Origin of the sequence: Shewanella sp. SR43-4 (assembly GCF_014163845.1) — a bacterium.
In the GTDB taxonomy this organism is placed as follows: Bacteria; Pseudomonadota; Gammaproteobacteria; order Enterobacterales; family Shewanellaceae; genus Shewanella; species Shewanella vesiculosa.
Genome location: NZ_JACJEB010000007.1, coordinates 1 through 20,071 on the forward strand (window position 1 = coordinate 1; position 20,071 = coordinate 20,071).

The 20,071-nt window shown below is 42.3% G+C and carries 16 protein-coding genes; 7 read left to right on the forward strand and 9 right to left on the reverse strand.

Features of this window, described 5'->3' with window-relative positions:
- Positions 1-401: 401 nt before the first annotated feature.
- Together H5123_RS09470 and H5123_RS09475 are read right to left on the reverse strand one after the other, a co-directional pair.
- Complete coding sequence (locus tag H5123_RS09470) at positions 402-1,238, reverse strand: ABC transporter substrate-binding protein (RefSeq protein WP_182697808.1); 837 nt, start codon at positions 1,236-1,238, stop codon at positions 402-404.
- A gap of 146 nt (positions 1,239-1,384) precedes the next feature.
- The gene (locus tag H5123_RS09475; protein WP_124015612.1) at positions 1,385-1,741 is read right to left on the reverse strand and encodes a helix-turn-helix domain-containing protein; all 357 of its coding nucleotides are present in this window, start codon (positions 1,739-1,741) and stop codon (positions 1,385-1,387) included.
- A gap of 111 nt (positions 1,742-1,852) precedes the next feature.
- Here H5123_RS09475 and H5123_RS09480 point away from each other — a divergent pair, with 111 nt between their 5' ends.
- The 3 genes from H5123_RS09480 (at position 1,853) to H5123_RS09490 (ending at position 6,749) form a co-directional block, all read left to right on the forward strand.
- Positions 1,853-3,220: an aldehyde dehydrogenase gene (locus tag H5123_RS09480; RefSeq protein WP_220487596.1), complete on the forward strand. Its 1,368-nt coding sequence runs from the start codon at positions 1,853-1,855 to the stop codon at positions 3,218-3,220.
- 127 nt (positions 3,221-3,347) lie between these two features.
- Positions 3,348-4,142: a 2OG-Fe(II) oxygenase gene (locus H5123_RS09485; protein WP_124015613.1), complete on the forward strand. Its 795-nt coding sequence runs from the start codon at positions 3,348-3,350 to the stop codon at positions 4,140-4,142.
- Positions 4,143-4,856: 714 nt separating this feature from the next.
- Positions 4,857-6,749, forward strand: a complete 1,893-nt coding sequence (locus tag H5123_RS09490; RefSeq protein WP_124015614.1) for a methyl-accepting chemotaxis protein — start codon at positions 4,857-4,859, stop codon at positions 6,747-6,749.
- A gap of 101 nt (positions 6,750-6,850) precedes the next feature.
- Here H5123_RS09490 and H5123_RS09495 read toward each other — a convergent pair whose 3' ends face one another.
- From H5123_RS09495 to H5123_RS09510, 4 genes are all read right to left on the reverse strand, one after another.
- Positions 6,851-8,575, reverse strand: coding sequence for a pseudouridine synthase (locus tag H5123_RS09495; protein WP_182697809.1), 1,725 nt, complete (start codon positions 8,573-8,575; stop codon positions 6,851-6,853).
- A 290-nt stretch (positions 8,576-8,865) separates the two neighbouring features.
- Positions 8,866-9,249 carry a VOC family protein gene (locus tag H5123_RS09500; protein WP_124015616.1) on the reverse strand — a complete coding sequence of 128 codons (384 nt, stop codon included), beginning with the start codon at positions 9,247-9,249 and terminating at the stop codon, positions 8,866-8,868.
- A gap of 84 nt (positions 9,250-9,333) precedes the next feature.
- Positions 9,334-10,113 (reverse strand): DIM/SIM/IMP family subclass B1 metallo-beta-lactamase, encoded by a 780-nt coding sequence (gene blaDIM / locus H5123_RS09505; RefSeq protein WP_182697810.1) that lies wholly within the window; start codon positions 10,111-10,113, stop codon positions 9,334-9,336.
- A gap of 58 nt (positions 10,114-10,171) precedes the next feature.
- Positions 10,172-11,503: an AarF/ABC1/UbiB kinase family protein gene (locus tag H5123_RS09510; RefSeq protein ID WP_182697811.1), complete on the reverse strand. Its 1,332-nt coding sequence runs from the start codon at positions 11,501-11,503 to the stop codon at positions 10,172-10,174.
- A gap of 236 nt (positions 11,504-11,739) precedes the next feature.
- Here H5123_RS09510 and H5123_RS09515 point away from each other — a divergent pair, with 236 nt between their 5' ends.
- Entirely contained in the window at positions 11,740-13,314 is a 1,575-nt protein-coding gene (locus H5123_RS09515; RefSeq protein ID WP_182697812.1) for a sulfotransferase, read from the forward strand.
- 125 nt (positions 13,315-13,439) lie between these two features.
- Here the strand turns inward: H5123_RS09515 and H5123_RS09520 are convergent, their stop codons facing one another.
- From H5123_RS09520 to H5123_RS09530, 3 genes are all read right to left on the reverse strand, one after another.
- Positions 13,440-14,594: an aspartyl/asparaginyl beta-hydroxylase domain-containing protein gene (locus H5123_RS09520; protein ID WP_182697813.1), complete on the reverse strand. Its 1,155-nt coding sequence runs from the start codon at positions 14,592-14,594 to the stop codon at positions 13,440-13,442.
- Between the two features lie 98 nt (positions 14,595-14,692).
- Entirely contained in the window at positions 14,693-15,724 is a 1,032-nt protein-coding gene (locus tag H5123_RS09525) for a sulfotransferase (protein ID WP_182697814.1), read from the reverse strand.
- A 60-nt stretch (positions 15,725-15,784) separates the two neighbouring features.
- Positions 15,785-16,327: a hydrolase gene (locus H5123_RS09530; RefSeq protein ID WP_182697815.1), complete on the reverse strand. Its 543-nt coding sequence runs from the start codon at positions 16,325-16,327 to the stop codon at positions 15,785-15,787.
- Positions 16,328-16,448: 121 nt separating this feature from the next.
- On the opposite strand from H5123_RS09530, the gene H5123_RS09535 reads away from it, so the two are divergent.
- The 3 genes from H5123_RS09535 (at position 16,449) to H5123_RS09545 (ending at position 18,994) form a co-directional block, all read left to right on the forward strand.
- The gene (locus tag H5123_RS09535; protein ID WP_182697816.1) at positions 16,449-17,486 is read left to right on the forward strand and encodes a DUF2235 domain-containing protein; all 1,038 of its coding nucleotides are present in this window, start codon (positions 16,449-16,451) and stop codon (positions 17,484-17,486) included.
- Positions 17,487-17,557: 71 nt separating this feature from the next.
- Positions 17,558-18,424: a cobalamin-binding protein gene (locus tag H5123_RS09540; RefSeq protein ID WP_182697817.1), complete on the forward strand. Its 867-nt coding sequence runs from the start codon at positions 17,558-17,560 to the stop codon at positions 18,422-18,424.
- Positions 18,425-18,742: 318 nt separating this feature from the next.
- Positions 18,743-18,994: a superinfection immunity protein gene (locus H5123_RS09545; protein ID WP_124015625.1), complete on the forward strand. Its 252-nt coding sequence runs from the start codon at positions 18,743-18,745 to the stop codon at positions 18,992-18,994.
- Positions 18,995-20,071 lie beyond the last annotated feature (1,077 nt).

A 20,071-nucleotide genomic window follows, 5' to 3' on the forward strand; every position in this document is an offset into this window, starting at 1 on the left:
GCACTAAAGCCTGCGGCAGGCAATTAATAACATTGAATTAACGACCTAAAATAAACTAGTAAATATGCAATAGGTTGGGCATTACTCGGACGAAAGTCCAACTACCAGCCAAGAATTTAGTTGGCTCAGGGTAAAATTTACAAAAAGATAAGTTATAACCCACTTTTGTCCAAAAGTGAGTTACTAAGAGATACGCTTTCAGTTGTAATAAAATGACAATTCATAATTATAGTATCTAGGTGTAGTTCCGATTTGTCAGACTATGGGTACATTTTATGTCAGAGTATGGTTATATCTTTTCGGTAAGTTATTGAAAGCTGGAAGCTGCCTATGTCAGACTTTGCTTCCAGCGACAGATGTTGTCGCTGAACCCATATATTGGTTTTAGCGACATGAGCCAATTAAAGCGAAAGTGGTTCAATCGTGGTTTGACTATGATTATCAGGGGCAGCTGTTATTGGTCCCGCTATCTGAGTTGCTGCTTGTGGTGATATTCGTTCAGGAAACCACTTTTTTACAATAAGCTCGAACTGGCCATTTTGTTTAACCGTATCAAATGCATGTCGCATCATTTCGAGTAATTCAACCCGAGTATCTTTATGGGTTGCTATACCTAGCTCGATGTTATTAATAACATACGCAATGGTGAAATCAGACCGGTTAAGCCCCAATGCCTTTATTGAGCCGGATAGGCCGATATCATTATTATTGACTAAATCCACTCGATCATAATAAAGCATTTTTAGGGCTTTAGTTTGGTTTGCAACCAAATAGACATTTGGGTGTTCATGTTGAATGTTGAGACTCTCTAGTGAAATGTCGCTTCTTGGTAACGCCAGCGTGTATCGATTAATATCTTGTTTGTTAACGATATTGATGTCAGATCGAGAGGTCTTTTTGTAAATAACATTTCGCACCGTGTGAAAATCACCTATCCATTTAAACAGTTGTAAACGTTTTTCGGATTTGCCTATCGAAAAAATAAATGTATCAGGATTTTTTGCGGCATTTTTATATGCTCGGCTCCAAGGCATGATTTGAATATTAATATCAAAATCAAGGTATTGCTGGGTAGCATGTAACACATCAATCGAAAAGCCAACCAATTCTCCATGAGAATTTAGCGACTGAAATGGAGGATAGCTTTCGGTGTAAAAAGTGATGGCTGGTCTGGCATTTGAAATCGGCGAATTGAAAAATGTAATGATGAAAATCACCACAGATAAGTAACGCAACATAAATAACAGCACCTTAAATTAAGGCTTCCATGCATTTCATCTCCGTAATAGTGACAAGCCTAACATATTGTTATTATTTTGTGACAATTAAGCCGTGGTGTCGTTAGATAATTAATCTTTGTGGAGATCTAGCCCAGAGTACTTTGCTAAACAATATACTCATCTGCCCACTCTTTTAAGCGCTCTAAAATATCCAATGCCGTGCGACCAAGATCGGTAATACTATAAGACACAGCAATAGGACGATCACTAATCACATGGCGAGTCACCAGTCCTTGGGCTTCTAATTCTTTCAGGCGTTGATCGACCATTTTTTTACTTGCCCCGCCTAACATGCGCGACAAATCATTAAATCGCACTGGACCATCTTGCAAGTGCCATAATATCGATGCTTTCCATTTTCCACCTAATACCCGCATACCACGCTCGACCGAGCAAGGTTCAGCACAAGCGTTGATAACTTTTTTTTGACCGTTAGTCATTGTTTCAATTTTAGTTTTCATCAATCTAACCTAGGTTACTAAAAGTATACTGGTTGCTTTTGTATTCCATTGTATCAAAATAGACAGCAATTAGACTAGCGTCACTTTAGTACCATTAAGGAATGTTTCTCCATGGCAGTATTAACCTCTTACGATCCCGCGAGTTATCACAAAGTCGATGGCGGAGAACACATTGAAGCCACAGCGGTAGGTAGCGTAGAAACAACCAGCATCGAGCGGTTGCCAATAGTGATAAGCAATGCGCAAGTTGCTCAAAAAGCTTGGGCAAGTTTGCCATTAGTTGAACGGCAACAGTATGTGGTTAAAGCGTATCAACAATTACACGCAGTGCAAGATGAACTGGCAACACTCATTGGCCAAGAAATGGGCAAAGATTATCGCCGTGCCACCTATGAAGTGGGCGGTACATTACAAAATGCAGGCTATTTTGCCAGTGAAATAGGCGATGCACTAGCCACTGAGCAAGTTGATAATCGTACTGAATTACAATACCGTCCTTTGGGTGTTGTAGCCGTCATTTCGCCCTGGAATTATCCGATAGCCATGGCCAATAACTTACTGATGCCAGCACTTATAGCGGGCAACAGTGTGATATTAAAGCCATCTGAACAAACTCCGCTGGTGGCCGAATTATTTATTAATACCCTTAATAAGGTGCTACCACAGCATGTGTTGCAAGTGGTTCAAGGTGATAAAGCCCTTGGCCAGGCTCTGGTTGCTGCAGACATTAATATGGTGGCATTTACCGGGTCTATGGCTGCAGGTAAACACATTATGGCTAATGCCGCATCGGGGTTAAAACGTTTAGTAATGGAGCTTGGCGGCAACGATCCTATGATTGTGATGGCCGGTGCCAATATGGATGCCGCGGTGCGTTTTGCGGTGGCAAGCTCGTTTGAAAACGCTGGGCAGATGTGCACTTCCACAGAACGAGTATATGTAGACCAGCAAATTGCCGATGAGTTTGAACAAAAAGTGGTGGCCTTAGCCAGCCGTTATCGTGTGGGGGCATGGGACGCCGCGAATGTGAATATTGGCCCGATAGTGAATCCTACACAGCACCAAAAAGTACTTGAGCAGTTACAAGATGCTACAGCCAAAGGCGCGAGTATTTTATTAGGTAGTGATCACTATGAACTACCGTTTATTCAACCTACAGTTGTGACAGATATTACTCCTGAAATGCTGCTAGAACGTGAAGAAACCTTTGGCCCTGTAGTGGCTATCAGCCGTTTTAGTGATATTGATGAAGCCATTAGTCGCGCTAATAACAGCCACTATGGTTTAGCTGCTGTGGTGTTTGGTGGCCAAGGCGCTAAAGCCGTTGCCGAACAACTTGAGGCTGGCATGGTTGGGGTTAATCAAGGTGCTGGTGCTGGCAATGCGCCATGGGTAGGAGCTAAGCAAAGTGGTTTTGGTTTTCATGGCACTGCAGCAGGGCATCGCCAATTTGCTCAAGTGCGAGTGATGAGTTATTAATTTTTGCGGTTAGCCACACTTATTCGTAAGCAGTTATTTTTTAGTAAATAATGTTTATTAAACAATAACTCTCACACTTTTTTAGTTAAACATTGCTAGCCCATTTTATGGTTAAAGGTATAAATACATGAACACAGCAAAAGTAAATTCAGATTATTTTGTGGTGGCACTAGAACCCGGCGCTGAACATCCGGCATTGCCGACATGGGCTAATCATCACGCTAATGTGGCTGAGCTTAATGAGGCAAAGTTGACCGAAACTGAGCGTGCTAACGTGAGTAAAAAAATGTTAGCCGAAGTGCCAGGTGCGTTTCAATTATTGAATGTATTGACGCCAGATGAGTGTAAACGGCTAATTTCGGTGAGTGAGTCGATGGGCTTTTTACCCGACGCCGCGGTGTCATTACCACGCAATGTTCGCCATAACGACAGTTTAACCTGGGTGGTTGATAACACCACAGAGCAAGTTATTTGGAATAGAGTTAACCATCTTATGGATGATAACTTGGGCATTTTTGCTGGTAAAGCAGCCTTGGGACTCAATAATCGCTTTCGTTTTTATCGCTATAATCAGGGGGATTTCTTTAAGCCGCATTCAGATGGTTCGTGGCCGGGAAGCCAAGTTATAGACGGTCAGTTAGTGCGAGATGCTTTTGGCGATCGCTATAGTCTGCTGACATTTTTAATCTTACTGACAGAAGACTTTGAAGGCGGTGCAACGCGCTTTTTAGTTAATGCCGACAATCCAAGTTTACCAGCAAAACATGGCGATAATATGCGTCAAGTTGACGTGCGAACGCCAGCAGGAAGTGTATTGTGTTTCCCACATGGCATGCATCCGCTGCATTGCATTCATAGCTCAGAGCCTATTTTGTCTGGGGTTAAATACATTATCCGCACCGATGTGTTGTTTGAGTTATAACACTGGCCATCAACACGGGTTAGTTTATTGATAAGCTAACCCATTAGTTAAGCGCTATATTTTTAATGAAATAACTTACAAGGTTCGCTTTACTCAAGCCTTTGTGAACTTTTCCTTCTTGCTTAATCCTCGCTGAATGAAGCCGATGTTCGTCATCCGTGATGTATTTCTGATCAATATAAACCCGCTGTTATGAAATTCACTCGTGTGTCACTTTCAGCAATAAACTTCTATAACGTTTATCGAATAAGCTTGCTCGCCAACGTGGCTATTGTGACAGCGCATCCTTGGAAAACTCAACTGTCAGCGCTAATGGCAAGGATAACATTTACGCGAATGTTGACTTCATGGAGCGATAACTGAGACATAAGATCTGAAATTATATTTTAGGTTTTATTATTAACTAGGGAGTATGATATAAATCAAATTGTTAACGTATTGTTATCTTTTGGGTTCAGCTATACTCAGATTTTAAATGACTCATCATTAGAGTGCTCTATTGGGTCATGATGGAACGCGTACATGCAGCAGAATGTGTTTAAGGTTAAGTTGTGATGCTAAATGATTGACTGCTAAATCAATGATTGTCCTGGCCAGGGGTAAAATCCGAATCAACGATTAATTTTTTTAGTGTTTTACGATCGCATGTTTTGACATTTGCTGCCGATATAAAGTCATATCACTGGAAAACTTTGGATTATAAAGGAAGAGCTCATGCAATCGACACTAAAAACACGTCTGCTTCTTAGCAGTCTTTTTGCAGTACTGATCACTATCGTGGTGTTGGTGAGCATATCTAGTTATGTTATTAGAAATAATGCATTGACCAATACCCAAGATGAAATAGACCAACTAGCAGTGACCTTTACTCAAGGAATTGGCGAATGGATGCAAGATAGAAAGCAGGCCATTACCAGCCTGAAACAAACCATTGAAGCTGACCCAACTGTTAATATCACGCCTTTTTTACTCCAAGCTCACAACGCTGTGGGCTTTGCATTAACTTATTTTGGCGATGAGCAAGGTAATATGTACCGTCAAGATCCTGCATTAAATACCGCAGGTTATGATCCAAGAGTAAGACCTTGGTATATAGATGCTAAGGCCGCAGGCAGTATGATTATGACAGCGCCTTATATTAGTACTACTTTACAGAAGCAAGTGGTGACGATTGCTGCACCTGTGATGGCTAATGGCAAATTGTTTGGTGTTACCGCCGCTAACTTAACCATTGTTCAGTTAACGGATGCCGTCCAGAGCTTAGACGTTCCGGGTGATGGTTACGCTGTAATGGTTGACTATACCGGACTGATTATCAGCCATCCACATAGTCAATTGAATAATAAACAACTCAGTAGCGTCGATGAACAATTCACTAATAGTTGGTTAGCACAAAGGTCCAAAGCCAACAGTATTGAAGAGCGTGAGCTCGATGGTACAACTAAGCTTTTGTATGTTGCGGCAATCCCTTCGACAGAGTGGGCATTAATTTTCGTAATGGATAAGCAACAAATTATGTCACCGGCTACCGTTCTCGCTTGGTGGATGTCTGCGATAGGGGCGACTTTACTTATTCTTTTCGGATTAATGCTTACCGTTATTTTTAAAATTCAATTTAAAGATCTTGAACGTGTTGCCCAAGCTCTAAACGATATTGCCGAAGGAGAAGGTGATTTAACCGTGCGTATTGAAACCGCCAACAGTCATGATGAAATAGGTCGCTTAGCGTCTGGTTTTAATCAATTTGCTGAACGTATTCACGGGATGATTTCTCGGATGCATAAAATTGCAGGCCAATTGGAATATCAAGCGACAGATAGCAGTGCATCAGCGGTTAAAAATAGCGATCGTATTGTCATTCAGCAAGATGAAGTGACTATGGTAGCCACAGCCGTAACTGAAATGGCCAGTGCTACCGAAGAGATTGCCAGCAATGCCGAACATACAGCACACATAGCACAAGATGCGGTAGAGCTTTCAACCCACGGTCAAAAACAGGTAATGCAAAGCCAAGCATCAATACGAAGTCTAGCCAAAGAAGTGAGTACAGCAGGGCAGATTATTGGTGACTTGAATGAACACTCACAGAAAATTAACAGTATTCTGTTAACCATTAGCGGGATCTCCGAGCAAACTAATTTGTTGGCATTGAATGCTGCGATTGAAGCCGCTCGTGCGGGAGAACAAGGCCGAGGTTTTGCTGTAGTGGCTGATGAAGTTCGAGTGTTATCACAACGTACTCATTCATCGACTCAAGAAATTCAAGCTACAATTGAGACCCTACAAAAAACGGCGGAAAAAGCTGTTAAGTCAATGACACAAAGCCGTGAAATGGCTGAAACCAGCGTATCGGATGCTAATTCGGCTAGTGAGAGTTTATTGCAGATCACTAAAGCGATTAATGAGATTTCAGATATGGCGAGTCAAATTGCCACGGCAGCAGAAGAACAAACCTCAGTGACAAGTGAGATAAACCGTAATACGGAATCTATTCGCGAAGTATCGGAAAACTTGTCAATTGAAGCGAAAACCTCAATGACACAAGCACAGAAATTGGCTCATTTAGCTGCATCACTACAACAAGAGGTCAGTAGCTTTAAGTTGTAGTATTAAAGCAACCAATCACTTAATACTCAGTGTGTTCGAGTAGATCAGTAAAAGTGTCTTTAGATACTTTTACTGATGTTGTCTCTATTTTCATATGATGATTATTCAAAATCGGCTTTCGTTTCAAACACCATATCTTCGCCAGTCAGCGGATGAGTAAGCGCTAAATATTGGGCGTGTAAATGCAAACGGTTGGTGGCGATGCCGTATAAATCATCACCGACTATTGGCATGTGCAAACCATCGTGATGGGCACAATGCATGCGTAATTGATGGGTTCGCCCGGTTTTAGGGTACAAATATACTAAAGTGCGCTGTCTTTGACGTTGATAAACTTGCCAATGCGTCTCGGCATGTTTGCCATGCTCATAACACACTAACTGCTTCGGACGATCGTCCAAATCCACCCGCAATGGCAAACTAATATCTCCCTCATCTTGACTTGGTACACCCTCAATTAGCGCGATATAACGTTTAGTGACGCTGCGTTGAATAAACTGCTGTTGTAGAGCTTTGTTAGCTTCTTTGGTGAGTGCAATCACCATTAGGCCTGAGGTCGACATGTCTAAGCGATGAACAATCAGCGGCCCTGTCGCAGTGGGAAATAGCTGCTGCATACGACTAAACACCGAGTCGGTGATATTTTTACCCGGTACCGATAACAATTCAGCAGGCTTGTTAATAATCACCATCGCATCATCTTGATAAATAATATCAATGTGCTGATCTTTACCCGGATTAATCAACAGTGGATCGTCATCCACTTGCATGCCTTTTAGCATGTGAGTCAGAATAGGTCGGCATTTTCCGTGACAAGCCGGGTAGTAGTTTTTATGCTGTTTTATCTCAGATTTTGGCGATGAGCCCCACCAAAACTCTGCCATCGCAATTGGAGTAAATTGATGTGTAAATGCGTATTGCAGTAACTTAGGTGCCGCACATTCGCCTGCACCTGCTGGTGGTAAATGATTAGGTGCATCATTGAAAATATCGTTTAAATCTCGTGCTTCACCTAAGACATTTAAAAACTGATATTGAGCAAACAGCTTTTTTTGCAATCCATTTGAAAGTTGTTTGCGCTGACGTTTAAGCTGTTTGATTTGCAATTGAAGCGTATCTAATGCCACTTTAGTGGCTTCAACTTGAGTCTGCCACTGTTGCTTTAACGCATTTAGCTGATGCTTTTGCTGCACACTTTGACGGCTTAACTCGATAGACAATGTTCTATGGGTATCGTCACTGATGCTTGCTTGCGCTAATGCATCATCTGCTTGCTCACGTTGCAGCTTACGCAGCTTGCGGCCTTCAACTATTGCGTTACGTTGCTGCTCAAGTTCACTTTCCGCTTGGTGTTGTTGCGCAACTAACGTCGCGGTTAATGTTGCCAGCAATGGATTTGCTTCTTGCTGACTAATCGACAGATTAATGTGGTTAATCTGTTTATTTTCAGCACTAAAAAAACTGTCTTGGGTCAGCATATCAAACACTGGTGGCACAAACGGCGGTAAGATATTGTTGTCGGCTAACTTACCCGAAAAAGCCGCTAAAAAACCAAGTTGCCCGTGTGCATTCTTCACCACTAATACACCAAACATTTTACCAATCACCATGCCGCGATCATTTTCGCTGTCTAAGCCAAAATTATGTCGCCAGGGATTCGCCTCAAGTAACTCCTGCTGCAACTGCTTTGCAGCCAGTAAACATATTGGATGAGGTTGATAATAAAACGGGAAGGTGAAAGAGTTAGGTAATCCTTGTTCGGCAAGCGTGTTATTGAAAGCCATTGCATCATTGAAAGGAATAAAACACGGGTCGTTAACAGACATCAAAAACACACTCACTACACCAAAGGGCCATTATTTTACCTTGTTGTACTGTTTGGTGCATCTATAAGTGTTCGAGGTATATGGAATGGAATTATTTTAGCTGTAAAAGAGAGCACAAGGGATTAACCATAAAAAAACCGTTGCTAATAAATATTGGCATGTTAGCTTCGGATTTTGATTTTATTTGAATCGATTAATTAGTCAGCTAATTGATATTTACACTGATATTTAAATAAAAATGGGCGAAGTACAATCACGTCACCCATATAGTGGTTAATGCTTAGCGACGATTACTTTGCCACTCTGTGTAAGGCGCACATCTTGTTACCATCTGGATCGCGAAGGTAAGCAAGGTATAAATCAAATGCAGGGCCAGGTCGAATACCCGGAGCATCTTCACACGCGGTGCCACCATTGACTAAACCGGCCTCATGCCATGCATCTGCTAACGCTGGTGTTTCTGCAGCAAAACCAATTGTTGTGCCATTACCATGGCATGCTGGCTCACCGTTAATCGGTTTAGTGAGTATGAAAATCCCCGTCTTTGTCATGTATACACAACGACCTTTAGGATCAATTTGTCCTGGAGCATGGCCTAATGCACCTAAAATCGCATCATAGAATTTTTTTGATGTATCAATATCATTAACGCCGATCATAACGTGACTAAACATGGTAACTCTCCTTGTGCGAGTTCAATTGAACTCAATGGTTAATAAGCTATCGCATATCGACGCAATAGATTTATCTTTTTGATGTTAAATGCTTAAGTTGTTCAGTAATGCGATAGTGTGGGTCAGCAATGCTTTATCCCCAACCTTTCCATGACCGGGTACTACCATTTTCACCTGCGGAAATTGGGCTTGTACCTTGGCAACCGTTAATGGCCAAGCTTGCATGTCTGCTTCAGCTGTATAACCCAATACGCTTGAATTCAGCGATTTGATTAAACATCCGCCAAATAATATTTTTTGTGCGGGTAGCCATACCACAAGGTTATCTTCGGTATGTCCGGCACCAAGATCATATACTTCAACTAAATCCGTTTTCATTATGTATTGTGTGCCGCCAAAGGTGTTTTTAGCGATAGGTTTAGCATTTTTAGCTAAAATCTTCTGGGTTGTTTCAGATACTGTGGTCGCAATACCTTGGCTGTTAAGGTAACCGATACCGCCAGCACGATCTTGATGGGAATGAGTTGAAATACTGGCAACTGGGGTAAATCCTTGCTGGGCAATCCAGTCAAGAAGCTTTGCCGTATCGCTGTCGGTCCAAGGCGTATCGATAATATAGGCCTGTTTATCTTCAACCACAACAAGGCCGTTCGCTTCGACTAAGCCGAAATTGCTGACATTCATATAGGAGTGATGTAAATACACTCCATCAGCAAGTTTTGATACAGTCAGCTGGCCTTCAAGGCTAGGTTTTACGGTTTGGTTTGTTGTTTTTTCTGCTTCATGGCCATAACTGGGTAAGCAGAGCATTAATGCAACTACGCCCATGATGCGCCATGAGCGGTGAAAGGTAAGGTTAATCATAACTATGTCCATATATGCCATGGTAAATGGCGAGTAAAATAAAGATTAAGTAGACATGTTACACATTTTTTTTACCGATTTGAGTTTGATAAACAGAAAATAATTTAGCGACGTTTACTTTGGCTTTTAGCTTTGCCGCGAGTAAATACATACCAGCTAATTTACGATGAATAAAAATGGCATCAGTAGGTGGGGTATGCCATTCATCTTGTTGGGTGCTCATGGCTTTACCTGCCTGAGTGATACGTTTAGCTAAACTGCTTTGAGCAAAATCGTATTCACCATCAAAGCGCAGTGGCTCACAAGCTTGGTAGAAAATATCAATAATTAGCTGTTTCTGTTGTGGGTCGATGGCGTCTTGAAAAAAGCCGATCTGTTGTGCTGCTTGTGTCATTTGTTGTTTATCATCAACAATCGCACCTTGCATCAGTTGCAGATAACCTTGCGATAATGTGTCGCTAATGGTGCGGGTGGCGCCAAAGTCAAATAGGACGATTTTTTGAGTGTCTGCTTGGTACTGAAAATTGGCAAAATTAGGATCTGACTGGAGCAATTTAAACTCAAATAGCTCTTTAAAGCACAATTCCATTAGTAACGTTGCGATTTGGTCGCGCACTGCTTGTGATGATTCGGTTAATGACTCAATCGCCACGCCTTCAACAAATTGCATACATAAAATGCTGTTGTTACTCAATTTTGGGTAAACTTTAGGCACGATGAAGTGAGGGTTATCGCCCAGTTGTTGCTGATAAAGTGCAACTTGCTCAGCTTCAAAGTGATAGTCCGCTTCGTTATGCAGCTGCAGTTTTGCTTCAGCGAGTAAGGTATCGAGTTTTACGTTAGCGGGAATTAACCGCGAGACTTTTAATAAGCTGGCCACGTTGTCGATATCGCTGTCGATGCTGTCTCGAATACCTGGGTATTGAATTTTTATCGCCAGTTTTTCGCCCGTATCTAAATAGGCCAAATGTACTTGGCCGATCGATGCCGCAGCAAAAGGGCGTAATTCAAATTGGGCAAACGGTGCAATCCAATCGCTGCCCCAATGCTCAACTAATAACTGGGTTAATTGTTTGTGTGGCATGGCCTTAGCGTCAGAGCGCAGCTTAGCCAATATTTCAGCCAATTCAGGAGGCACTAAGTCTCCGGCATCCATTGACAACATTTGGCCCACTTTCATGGCCGCGCCGCGTAGTTGCGACAGTTTATCGGCCACATGGCCAATATTTTTGGGGGTCATCATCAGTTGCTGCATTGATGGCGACTTACCTTGGCTAAATTGTTTGGCGCCTTCAAGCAGTACGTTACCCGCTAAACGTGAAGCCAGCCCACCCATTTTTGATAATCGAGATAGACGGCTGGTTGGTACTTTGGCTTCATTATTTTTCATCAAAACTCACTCTTGTCGGGTGAACGGGGAAATCTATATGGCCATTGTACGCTTAAGTTAATTATTTCGTTCACTAATTCAGGTTGGTTTTAGGCACTGTTTGTTGCCTCAAGATTCTGATGATATTTATGTTATTCTACTGAAACAGAACTGATTGAACTAAGTGATTAAGGCAAGTGATTGAGCTTAGATTTAGTCGACAATAGTGGATTAATTATAATAAAAAGGACCCTCGTTTGAGTATTATTGACCAATATTTGAGCCAAGCGGAATCGCTGTTTCAATCAAAAAATTATTCGTCGGCCAGAATGTATGCTCGTAAAGTGGTTAAGCGCGATGATAAACACGTCGGAGCCTTAGCCATACTAGGTCATATTCATTTACAGCAACAACAATATGCACAAGCAGAGAGCTATTTTATCAGTGCAGCATCCATTAAACCGAATACGGTATCAGTATTAATGGGGCTGCTGACTATAGCTGAAGTAAAACAAGACTTTTTCTTATCTAAAGCTTATTTAGAACAGTTAATTAATTTGTTACCACAGGACGCAAAATGCCGTTATAAACTGGGGCTGGTCGCGACTAAAGTTGGCGATATGACCTTAGCGGAACAATGTTTTCAATGGTGTGTGGCAAATGATTTTGCTGAACCCGCTGTGCAGCTTAATTTGGGTCATATCTATAAAGCCAAAGGCGATACAGAAAAAGCAGCCAATTTTTATCAGCAATATATTCAATTAAGCCCAACGCAAGTGGGGGTCGGTTATTGGAGTTTGGCAGATTTAAAGCAGTATCGTTTCAGCACTGATGATTTGAGCTTATTACAAGGTTTTGTAACCGATGAGTCGTTAAGCAAACAAAATCAAGCGCTGGTGTATTTTGCTTTGTGTAAAGCCTACGAACAAACACAGCAAATCGAAAAAGCGTGTGAGTCGATGTTATTAGCCAATCAAATCATGGCGCTTCACCGACCGTTTAAACAAACCCAGTTTGCCAATATTGTGTTGTCGCTACTTGGGCATACACCATCGCCGCATATTAATCGCTCGCCAGCGGCTAGCCAAACACCGATTTTTATCGTTGGTATGCCTCGTTCTGGTACCACTTTAGTCGAGCAAATTTTGGCGTGCCATAGCGATGTTGGCGCTACCGATGAGTTACCGTTTATGGAACGCTTTGCGCTGCAAATGGATATGTCGGGTGGTTATCAGGCTAGATTAAGTCAGCTTTCAGCTAGCCATATTGATCAATTCCGCCAACGTTATTTAGCCGAGGTGAATCATTACTTTAGCGATGCACCAACGTATGTAATCGATAAAAACCCAAATAACTTTTTACACATAGGGCTAATTAAAACCTTATTTCCTCAAGCAAAAATTATCAATGTGGTGCGCAATACTGTCGACAATGGCTTGAGTGTATTTAAGCAGTTTTTCAGTTTTGGACATGATTATTCATATTCGTTTGCGGGTATTGCAAGTTACTGGCACCACTATTTAGACATTATGCAACATTGGGATAGGCTGTATCCGAATGAGATTTTACATGTCTGTTTTGAGCAATTGGTGCGTGAACCAGAGTCACAAATTCAACGCATATTGGATTACTGTGAGTTAACGACTCAAGCGCAATGTTTTACCTTTTATGAGTCTGAGCGTGCGGTGTTAACGCCCAGCGCCAGCCAAGTTAGGCAGCCTATGAATCCTAAGGCAATTGGTCAGGCAGACAAATATCAAGCTTTTATACCTGAGCCCATCTCCGAGTTGGATGCCATTGCGAAAAAAGCCGCACAGCAATTTTTTGGTTAATCTGAACTTGGGGTAAGGCATTGCCACAAGCTAAAACACCATCGTTTGGTTGACGGTTTAGAAATGGCGCCTAAGGGCGCCATTTCTGTAACTTTTCAGATAAACCTAAGCAAGTCTTCGTCTTATTAACTCATCTTACCGTGGCATGCTTTATAGCGCTCGCCACTGCCGCAAGGGCAAGGGCTATTGCGTGATGGCGGTGCAATCATAGATTCAATCATCGGGTCGCTGGATTTGATTACCGCTGTTTTTGGCGCTGAATTAGCTCTTACTTGAGAGGTTTTTGGTGAAGCAATAGCTTGTTTACGCGTTGCCAATGGCTCACTAAGTTCAACATTCATACACGCCACGATAACCAATTGTTCGAACGCTTTAACCGCTGAACCAGAATGGGTCAGTTGCAGTGATTTAGCGCATTGTAGTGCTTTTATCATGGTTTGTTCACGTAGCGCATGATAATGCGGCCAACCGGCTTTAGTGCACTCATATTGCAGCCACAACATGCGCCAATCGGCAACATACTCAGATATCAATAACGAAAATGCATTCACTTCTGCAAGCCTATTATCAGGATTGTGTTTGACCTCAGCTAACAGCTCATTGGTTAAGTATTCAACCTCTGCCACAGGCATGATAATGGGGGCGTTAAATTGCTCTGTGATCAAGCTTGCTGCCAAGTCTGGGTTAAAACCGACGAATTGACTGTTTAATGCTGTTGATTGATTATCTGCGATTGAACGTGAGTGCTTAAATACCGTTCGCCAAAATTGACTTGACCCTGCCAAATCAACCACTAAATGAACGCGATATTGGTCGCTGTTGTTCTCTACTTTGTGAAGCTTCCACGAGTCGAAAATCCAACACTCGCCGGCGCCCATATGCACTTGTTTATCATGACAAAAAAACTGCACTTGTTCGGTGGTGGTAATCGGAATATGCACTCGAACGCGTTTATACCAATGGTAGTTAATGTCTGAATGCAGTGGCACTTGTGCACCGGGTGCTAAGCGCATTAATCTTGAACGACTGAGTACCTCACCAAATGAAGCGAGTATTTGTTTGATGTAAGGGCTTTTTTCTAACGCCGCAGTGGGCTGCATTGGCCCTTTAAAGTCATTGTTAAACTCGCCATTGACCGAAATTAACGGAATGGCCGAATTACCCTGAAAACCTTCATGATGAGTGACCCAGTCTGATCCGGTAAATTGCTCGATTTCTTTGGTTAATTGACCGACATCAAAGCTAAAAGGTAATTGATAAAACTCATGAGGTAACTTCATTATTGGGCTCTCTGTAATGCGGCGTTTACCGTTATGATTTTCTACACAGGTATTTTTACCCGTTCTGCTGGCTATTTAAAAATACTGGCGCTTTTGGGCTAATGTAATTGACCATGACATTGCTTAAATCGTTTGCCCGAACCACAAGGGCAGGGACTGTTGCGAGACACATTTTGATCGTTTGGCTGAGCTAACACTTTCTTTGTGGGTTCCGGAGCCTGTGCTACAGGCTTAGCAATGTCGTGTTGCTGCCATTGAGTGTCATATATTGGATGGCCGCGCTGGCGTAAATGATGATTGATTTTGTTCAGTGTTGTACAAGTACTTGACCAAATTTTGGCAATATCATGGTAATTTTCGAGCCACTTATCTGGTTTTGGGGTCGATATAGTGTAGCGAGAATGCGCTAATGGCTTGCTGCATAATTGCGCTAAGGCTGGGTCGAAATCTGTAGCGGTAAATTGACAGAGTTGCTTAACGGTTTTCGCAGGGTCTGCAATTAATTGATCGTAAGACACCATGCACCAGCGATTGCTGTCGATCTTTTGCAATGAATCCATAATCGCTTCATTAGCGGCTTGCCATTGAAACGCGGCAATGGGCGCTAACGACTGGCGATTAAGCTGTTGCCATTTTTCAGGAAGCAGTAGCGACCAGTTACGTTTATCCCACCCCGGTAAATTAGGATAAGTGACAAACTTATTCGAGCGCCAAGCTTGCATAATACTGCTGATATTTTCTTTGGGTTCTCTGACGAGATAGATAAATAACGCATCAGGAAATAGCGCATTAAAAAAATCTACCCGCAAACTATTCTTGGGGGTTTTTTCTAAAAAACGAATACTCTTATCGTTATCACTTTTGAGCTTATTGCCCTGGCTATCTTGAAGCGCATCGCTAAAGCGTTGTAATAACAACTGTCGTAAATCATCATCAATATCCTGCTCACTTAAGGCATTAGAACTAAATTTACGGTAGGCAATATTCAACTTGGGGATGGTTTCTATCAGCGCATGGCTTTCACCACCAATAGTGAATATTGACTGGCTTTTTGATAACACCTCGAACAACAAAGTGCTGCCTGAGCGGGGCGCAGATAAAATAATGATGGGCCGATCAAATAGGTGCATAGCGGTATGATGTTATTGTTATAATTATTTTAACATCATACCCATACTGATAACTTATGGCTACTTTATCAATTTAAGTAATGCCTTAAAGCGTTCACCTTGGGCGACATGCTGAAGTTCAAACAGTAATGATTCAACATTGGTCAGTTGGGCGCCATCATTAAGCATCATTTGTACTCCAAGCACTTTGTTGTCTGTCCCCCTTGAAGAAACCGCATCGGCAACAAGGTGCACTTGATAGTCGTTGTCCAGTAAGTCTTTACAGGTTTGATAAACGCACACGTGGGTTTCAATACCCGCAAGGATAACCTTATTACGGTTTAACCCTTTAAGTTGTTGTTTTAACTCGTCACAATGCCAAGCACTAAAGTGCTCTTTAGCGATGGGTTTGCTTGTTTTTGTTAATAATTGTGCGATCTCTTCGCTGGTGGGACCTAATTTATCGGGTAATTGTTCTAACCAAATAATCGGAATATCAAATAGTTGCGCACCTTGAATTAATACTGCAAGTTTTTGGTGTAGTTGAGCTGATTGCTGCATAACTTGGGCTAGTTTGCCTTGTACGTCTACAATCATTAATACACTTTGTTCTGCTGTTATCATGGTCAGTTACTCGAATCGACTTAAGTGAACTTTCGAGTATTGGTTATTTTTCCGATGGTGAAAATAGGCATTTAGTCTATTATGCTTCATCTATTGTTCATGCTGGGTGTCAAGGATTGATATGAAAAAACGTATTGTTATTTGTGCTGATGGCACCTGGAATCGGCCAGAAAAGGATCTTGAAAAAGATCACGCCACTAATGTGCTTAAGCTTGCTAGGGCTATCAAACCCATTGCGGATGACGGTGTGCCACAGCAGGTGTTTTACGATTGGGGAATCGGCTCGTATTATGATTCTGTTATCGGCGGCGCAACTGGTCGTGGGCTGCATAAAAATATTATGGATGCTTATCGCTATATCGTACAAAACTACTCGCCTGGTGATGACATTTATCTATTCGGTTTTAGCCGTGGCGCTTATACCGTTCGCTGTTTATGTGGCCTGATTAATAATTGCGGTATTGTTACTCGCCCAGATGCAAAGCTTATTCAACAAGCGTTTGACCACTATAAAATGAAAACTCAACCTTTTTCCCCAGATGGTGAGCGCTCGCTGCAGTTTCGTCAGCAACATTCACATCCGTCACGTGAAGTGGCCTTTGTTGGCGTGTGGGATACTGTTGGTGCTATGGGGATCCCGCTGTCGTTTCTCGGTTTGTTTGAAGACAAAGATGAGTTTTATGATGCCAAATTAGGCCGTAATGTCAAAGTGGCTCGTCATGCACTTGCACTAGATGAACATCGCAGCGATTTTGAGCCAACCATTTGGGCCCCTCGAACCAGCATAGACATACAACAGGTTTGGTTTATCGGCGCCCATAGTAATATTGGTGGTAGTGTTGCACCTAATGACGACGGCAGTACCTTATCTGATATTGCGTTACAGTGGATGATAAGCCAAGCGCGAACGGCTAGTTTGACGGTGGAGTTACATTTAGCCGATGCGTTATTGCCTAATCCAATGGCGGATATTCAAGATTCATATCGTAGCTTTTATCGAGTTAAAAAACGCTTTATACGAGCGCTAGACCCAGAGTTAGTGCCAATATTATTACATCAGTCGGTTAAAACACGTTGGTTGAATGACAGCAATTATCGGCCGAAAAATTTAGTCGATTACATCGATATGCATGGTTGGCCCGATAAGCTGGTGCAATAAACGGTAAAATATCATTCAATTGCTCGTGTTAATCATCACCATTAAAAACCATTTCGATTAAGGAAAGTATTTTGCTACGTGTATTGTTATTGCTCATCACAGTGATAGGACTATCGTCTGTATCACTTGTTTTACCCGCGGCAGCATCGACGGCCACAGATGATTTACAAGATAAACCGCCGGCTAAGCGGATTATTGCTTTATCGCCCCATGGGGTTGAAATGCTGTTTGCTATTGGCGCTGGTGAGTCGATTGTGGCGACCACAGACTATGCTGATTTCCCTGAAGCGGCTAAAGATATCCCCAGTATTGGCGGCTATTATGGTATTCAAATCGAGCGAGTGATTGAGCTCAACCCTGATTTAATTGTGGTGTGGCAAAGTGGCAACAAAATGGAGGACATTAAACAGTTACGCGATTTAGGTTTTACCCTGTTTAATAGCGACCCTAAACACTTAGCCGACATCGCGACAGATCTTGAGCTGCTCGGCCAGTTAACCGGCCATAGCGCTAAAGCCAAACAAGTGGCAGATGATTATCGTCAGCAATTAGCTGATATTACCCTGCAAAATCAAACTAAGCCGGCCGTTAAAGTGTTCTATCAATTATGGTCAACGCCGCTGATGACAGTTGCTAAAGGCAGTTGGATCCAAAACCTGATTGAGGTCTGCCATGGTGATAATGTGTTTTTTGACGCAGCAAGTGAATACCCACAAATTAGCATTGAAAATGTGTTATTAACCGACGCCGAAGTTATCTTACAAAGCCAGGATGAAGGCAATATTTTAGGTATCAATTGGTCTGATTGGCCTGAGCTACCCGCAGTAAAAAATCACCATATATATCAGTTTGATGCCGATTTACTTCATCGGGCTACCCCAAGGGCTATTTTAGGCATTAATGCAGTTTGCGGTGCGTTGGATAAAGTAAGAAAGTAAGACTTTATTCCGTCGCGGCGGCATAGTCGATTTCTTATCTCGTCATCCCGGTAATGATTGTGAGCCTGGATCCAGCTTTTTTGTTTGATTTACTGTTCTTTCTATGGCCTGCGGCTAATAAGGTCTTGTTGCTGTTTTAGTTGCATATTCTGCAATGACTAATGTAATGTTGCTAAATTGTTGTTGTTTATGCTGGTGTGAGTTCAGTGTAAATGGGGCATGGAAAAAGATCTAATAAAACTGGCATAGGACGATTTTTCTACGCTGCGTTATGTTTAAACACGAGTAACACTTATCGATTTAAAAAGGATTAAGTAAATGGATTTTATTGATAAAATATTGGCAAGTGACAATTCTATGTTTATGGCGGCGTTAGTTATAGGAGGACTTATTCTTTGGTTTCTCCCAGCACTTCTTTCGTTAATCTTTAATAGAAAACATTTTAAATATATTTTGTTAGCTTGTATCCCAGCAGGTCTTTCTTTTATCGCTTGGGGTGGTGTTATGGTGTGGGCTACAACGGGTAAAGTCTTTGGTAAATATGCTAACAAAATCAAAGAAGAAACTTAAAAATAGTAAGCGCGTTAAGAATGGTTGAGTTAGTTTTTATGGCTTATGGTTACTAACGTCGTGGCGCTTCGCCCACACCAGACCAAGAGGAAACCAACGGCTGTTCCCTCTTTACTCTTTATAAATGAATTAGCCCAGCCGCCCCGCAACGTTTTCGCTATTTACAAAACAACAGCTGCGAAAAGGTCGCCATGGTGATTGATCCAGCTTTTAACTTCATTTGTAACCGTCTTCGGACTTATTCGAAAATGCTAACGCTTCCGATGGTACATCCTTTACCGCGAAAGCTAAGCTCACATCCATGTGAGCTTCACGCTATTTTCTTCAACGTCCTCAATTTTTATTGAGCCTGAAGCTATGGAACAGCTCACGCATTCTTTGGTAAATAGTCTTCAACGGCCTCAAGTTCAGAGTTGAATCACACCAATTACAAGTAAGGTATGCAAATCATTTATGCTCCAAAGTTGGTTAGGCTATGGCCTGCGGCCACTAACGTCGTGGCGCTTCGCCCACACCAGACCAAGAGGAAACCAACGGCTGTTCCCTCTTTACTCTTTATAAATGAATTAGCCCAGCCGCCCCGCAACATTTTCGCTATTACAAAACAACAGCTGCGAAAAGGTCGCCATGGGGATTGATCCAGCTTTTAACTTCATTTGTAACCGTCTTCGGACTTATTCGAAAATGCTAACGCTTCCGATAGGCCATCCCTGGCCAACGAAAGCTAGCCTGACGTCCTGTCAGGCTCACGCTATTTTCTTCAACGTCCTCAAGTTCTGAGTTGAATCACACCAATTGCGATCAAGGTATGCAAATCATTTATGCCCCAAAGTTGGTTAGGCTATGGCCTGCGGCCACTAACGTCGTGGCGCTTCGCCCACACCAGACCAAGAGGAAACCAACGGCTGTTCCCTCTTGGAACTCCCAGCCGCCCCGCAACATTTTCTGAAAAGCGAAAAGGTCGCCATGGGGATTGATCCAGCTTTTAACTTCATTTGTAACCGTCTTCGGACTTATTCGAAAATGCTAACGCTTCCGATAGGCCATCCCTGGCCAACGAAAGCTAGCCTGACGTCC

Bases quoted from the DNA above. Each gene is read 5' to 3' on its own strand.
- H5123_RS09530 (WP_182697815.1), bottom strand. From the start codon at position 16,327: ATGATAACAGCAGAACAAAGTGTATTAATGATTGTAGACGTACAAGGC.
- H5123_RS09525 (WP_182697814.1), bottom strand. From the start codon at position 15,724: ATGCACCTATTTGATCGGCCCATCATTATTTTATCTGCGCCCCGCTCA.
- H5123_RS09495 (WP_182697809.1), bottom strand. From the start codon at position 8,575: ATGTCTGTTAACGACCCGTGTTTTATTCCTTTCAATGATGCAATGGCT.
- H5123_RS09470 (WP_182697808.1), bottom strand. From the start codon at position 1,238: ATGTTGCGTTACTTATCTGTGGTGATTTTCATCATTACATTTTTCAAT.
- H5123_RS09510 (WP_182697811.1), bottom strand. From the start codon at position 11,503: ATGAAAAATAATGAAGCCAAAGTACCAACCAGCCGTCTATCTCGATTA.
- H5123_RS09535 (WP_182697816.1), top strand. From the start codon at position 16,449: ATGAAAAAACGTATTGTTATTTGTGCTGATGGCACCTGGAATCGGCCA.
- blaDIM (WP_182697810.1), bottom strand. From the start codon at position 10,113: ATGATTAACCTTACCTTTCACCGCTCATGGCGCATCATGGGCGTAGTT.
- H5123_RS09485 (WP_124015613.1), top strand. From the start codon at position 3,348: ATGAACACAGCAAAAGTAAATTCAGATTATTTTGTGGTGGCACTAGAA.
- H5123_RS09480 (WP_220487596.1), top strand. From the start codon at position 1,853: ATGGCAGTATTAACCTCTTACGATCCCGCGAGTTATCACAAAGTCGAT.
- H5123_RS09475 (WP_124015612.1), bottom strand. From the start codon at position 1,741: ATGAAAACTAAAATTGAAACAATGACTAACGGTCAAAAAAAAGTTATC.
- H5123_RS09500 (WP_124015616.1), bottom strand. From the start codon at position 9,249: ATGTTTAGTCACGTTATGATCGGCGTTAATGATATTGATACATCAAAA.
- H5123_RS09520 (WP_182697813.1), bottom strand. From the start codon at position 14,594: ATGAAGTTACCTCATGAGTTTTATCAATTACCTTTTAGCTTTGATGTC.
- H5123_RS09545 (WP_124015625.1), top strand. From the start codon at position 18,743: ATGGATTTTATTGATAAAATATTGGCAAGTGACAATTCTATGTTTATG.
- H5123_RS09490 (WP_124015614.1), top strand. From the start codon at position 4,857: ATGCAATCGACACTAAAAACACGTCTGCTTCTTAGCAGTCTTTTTGCA.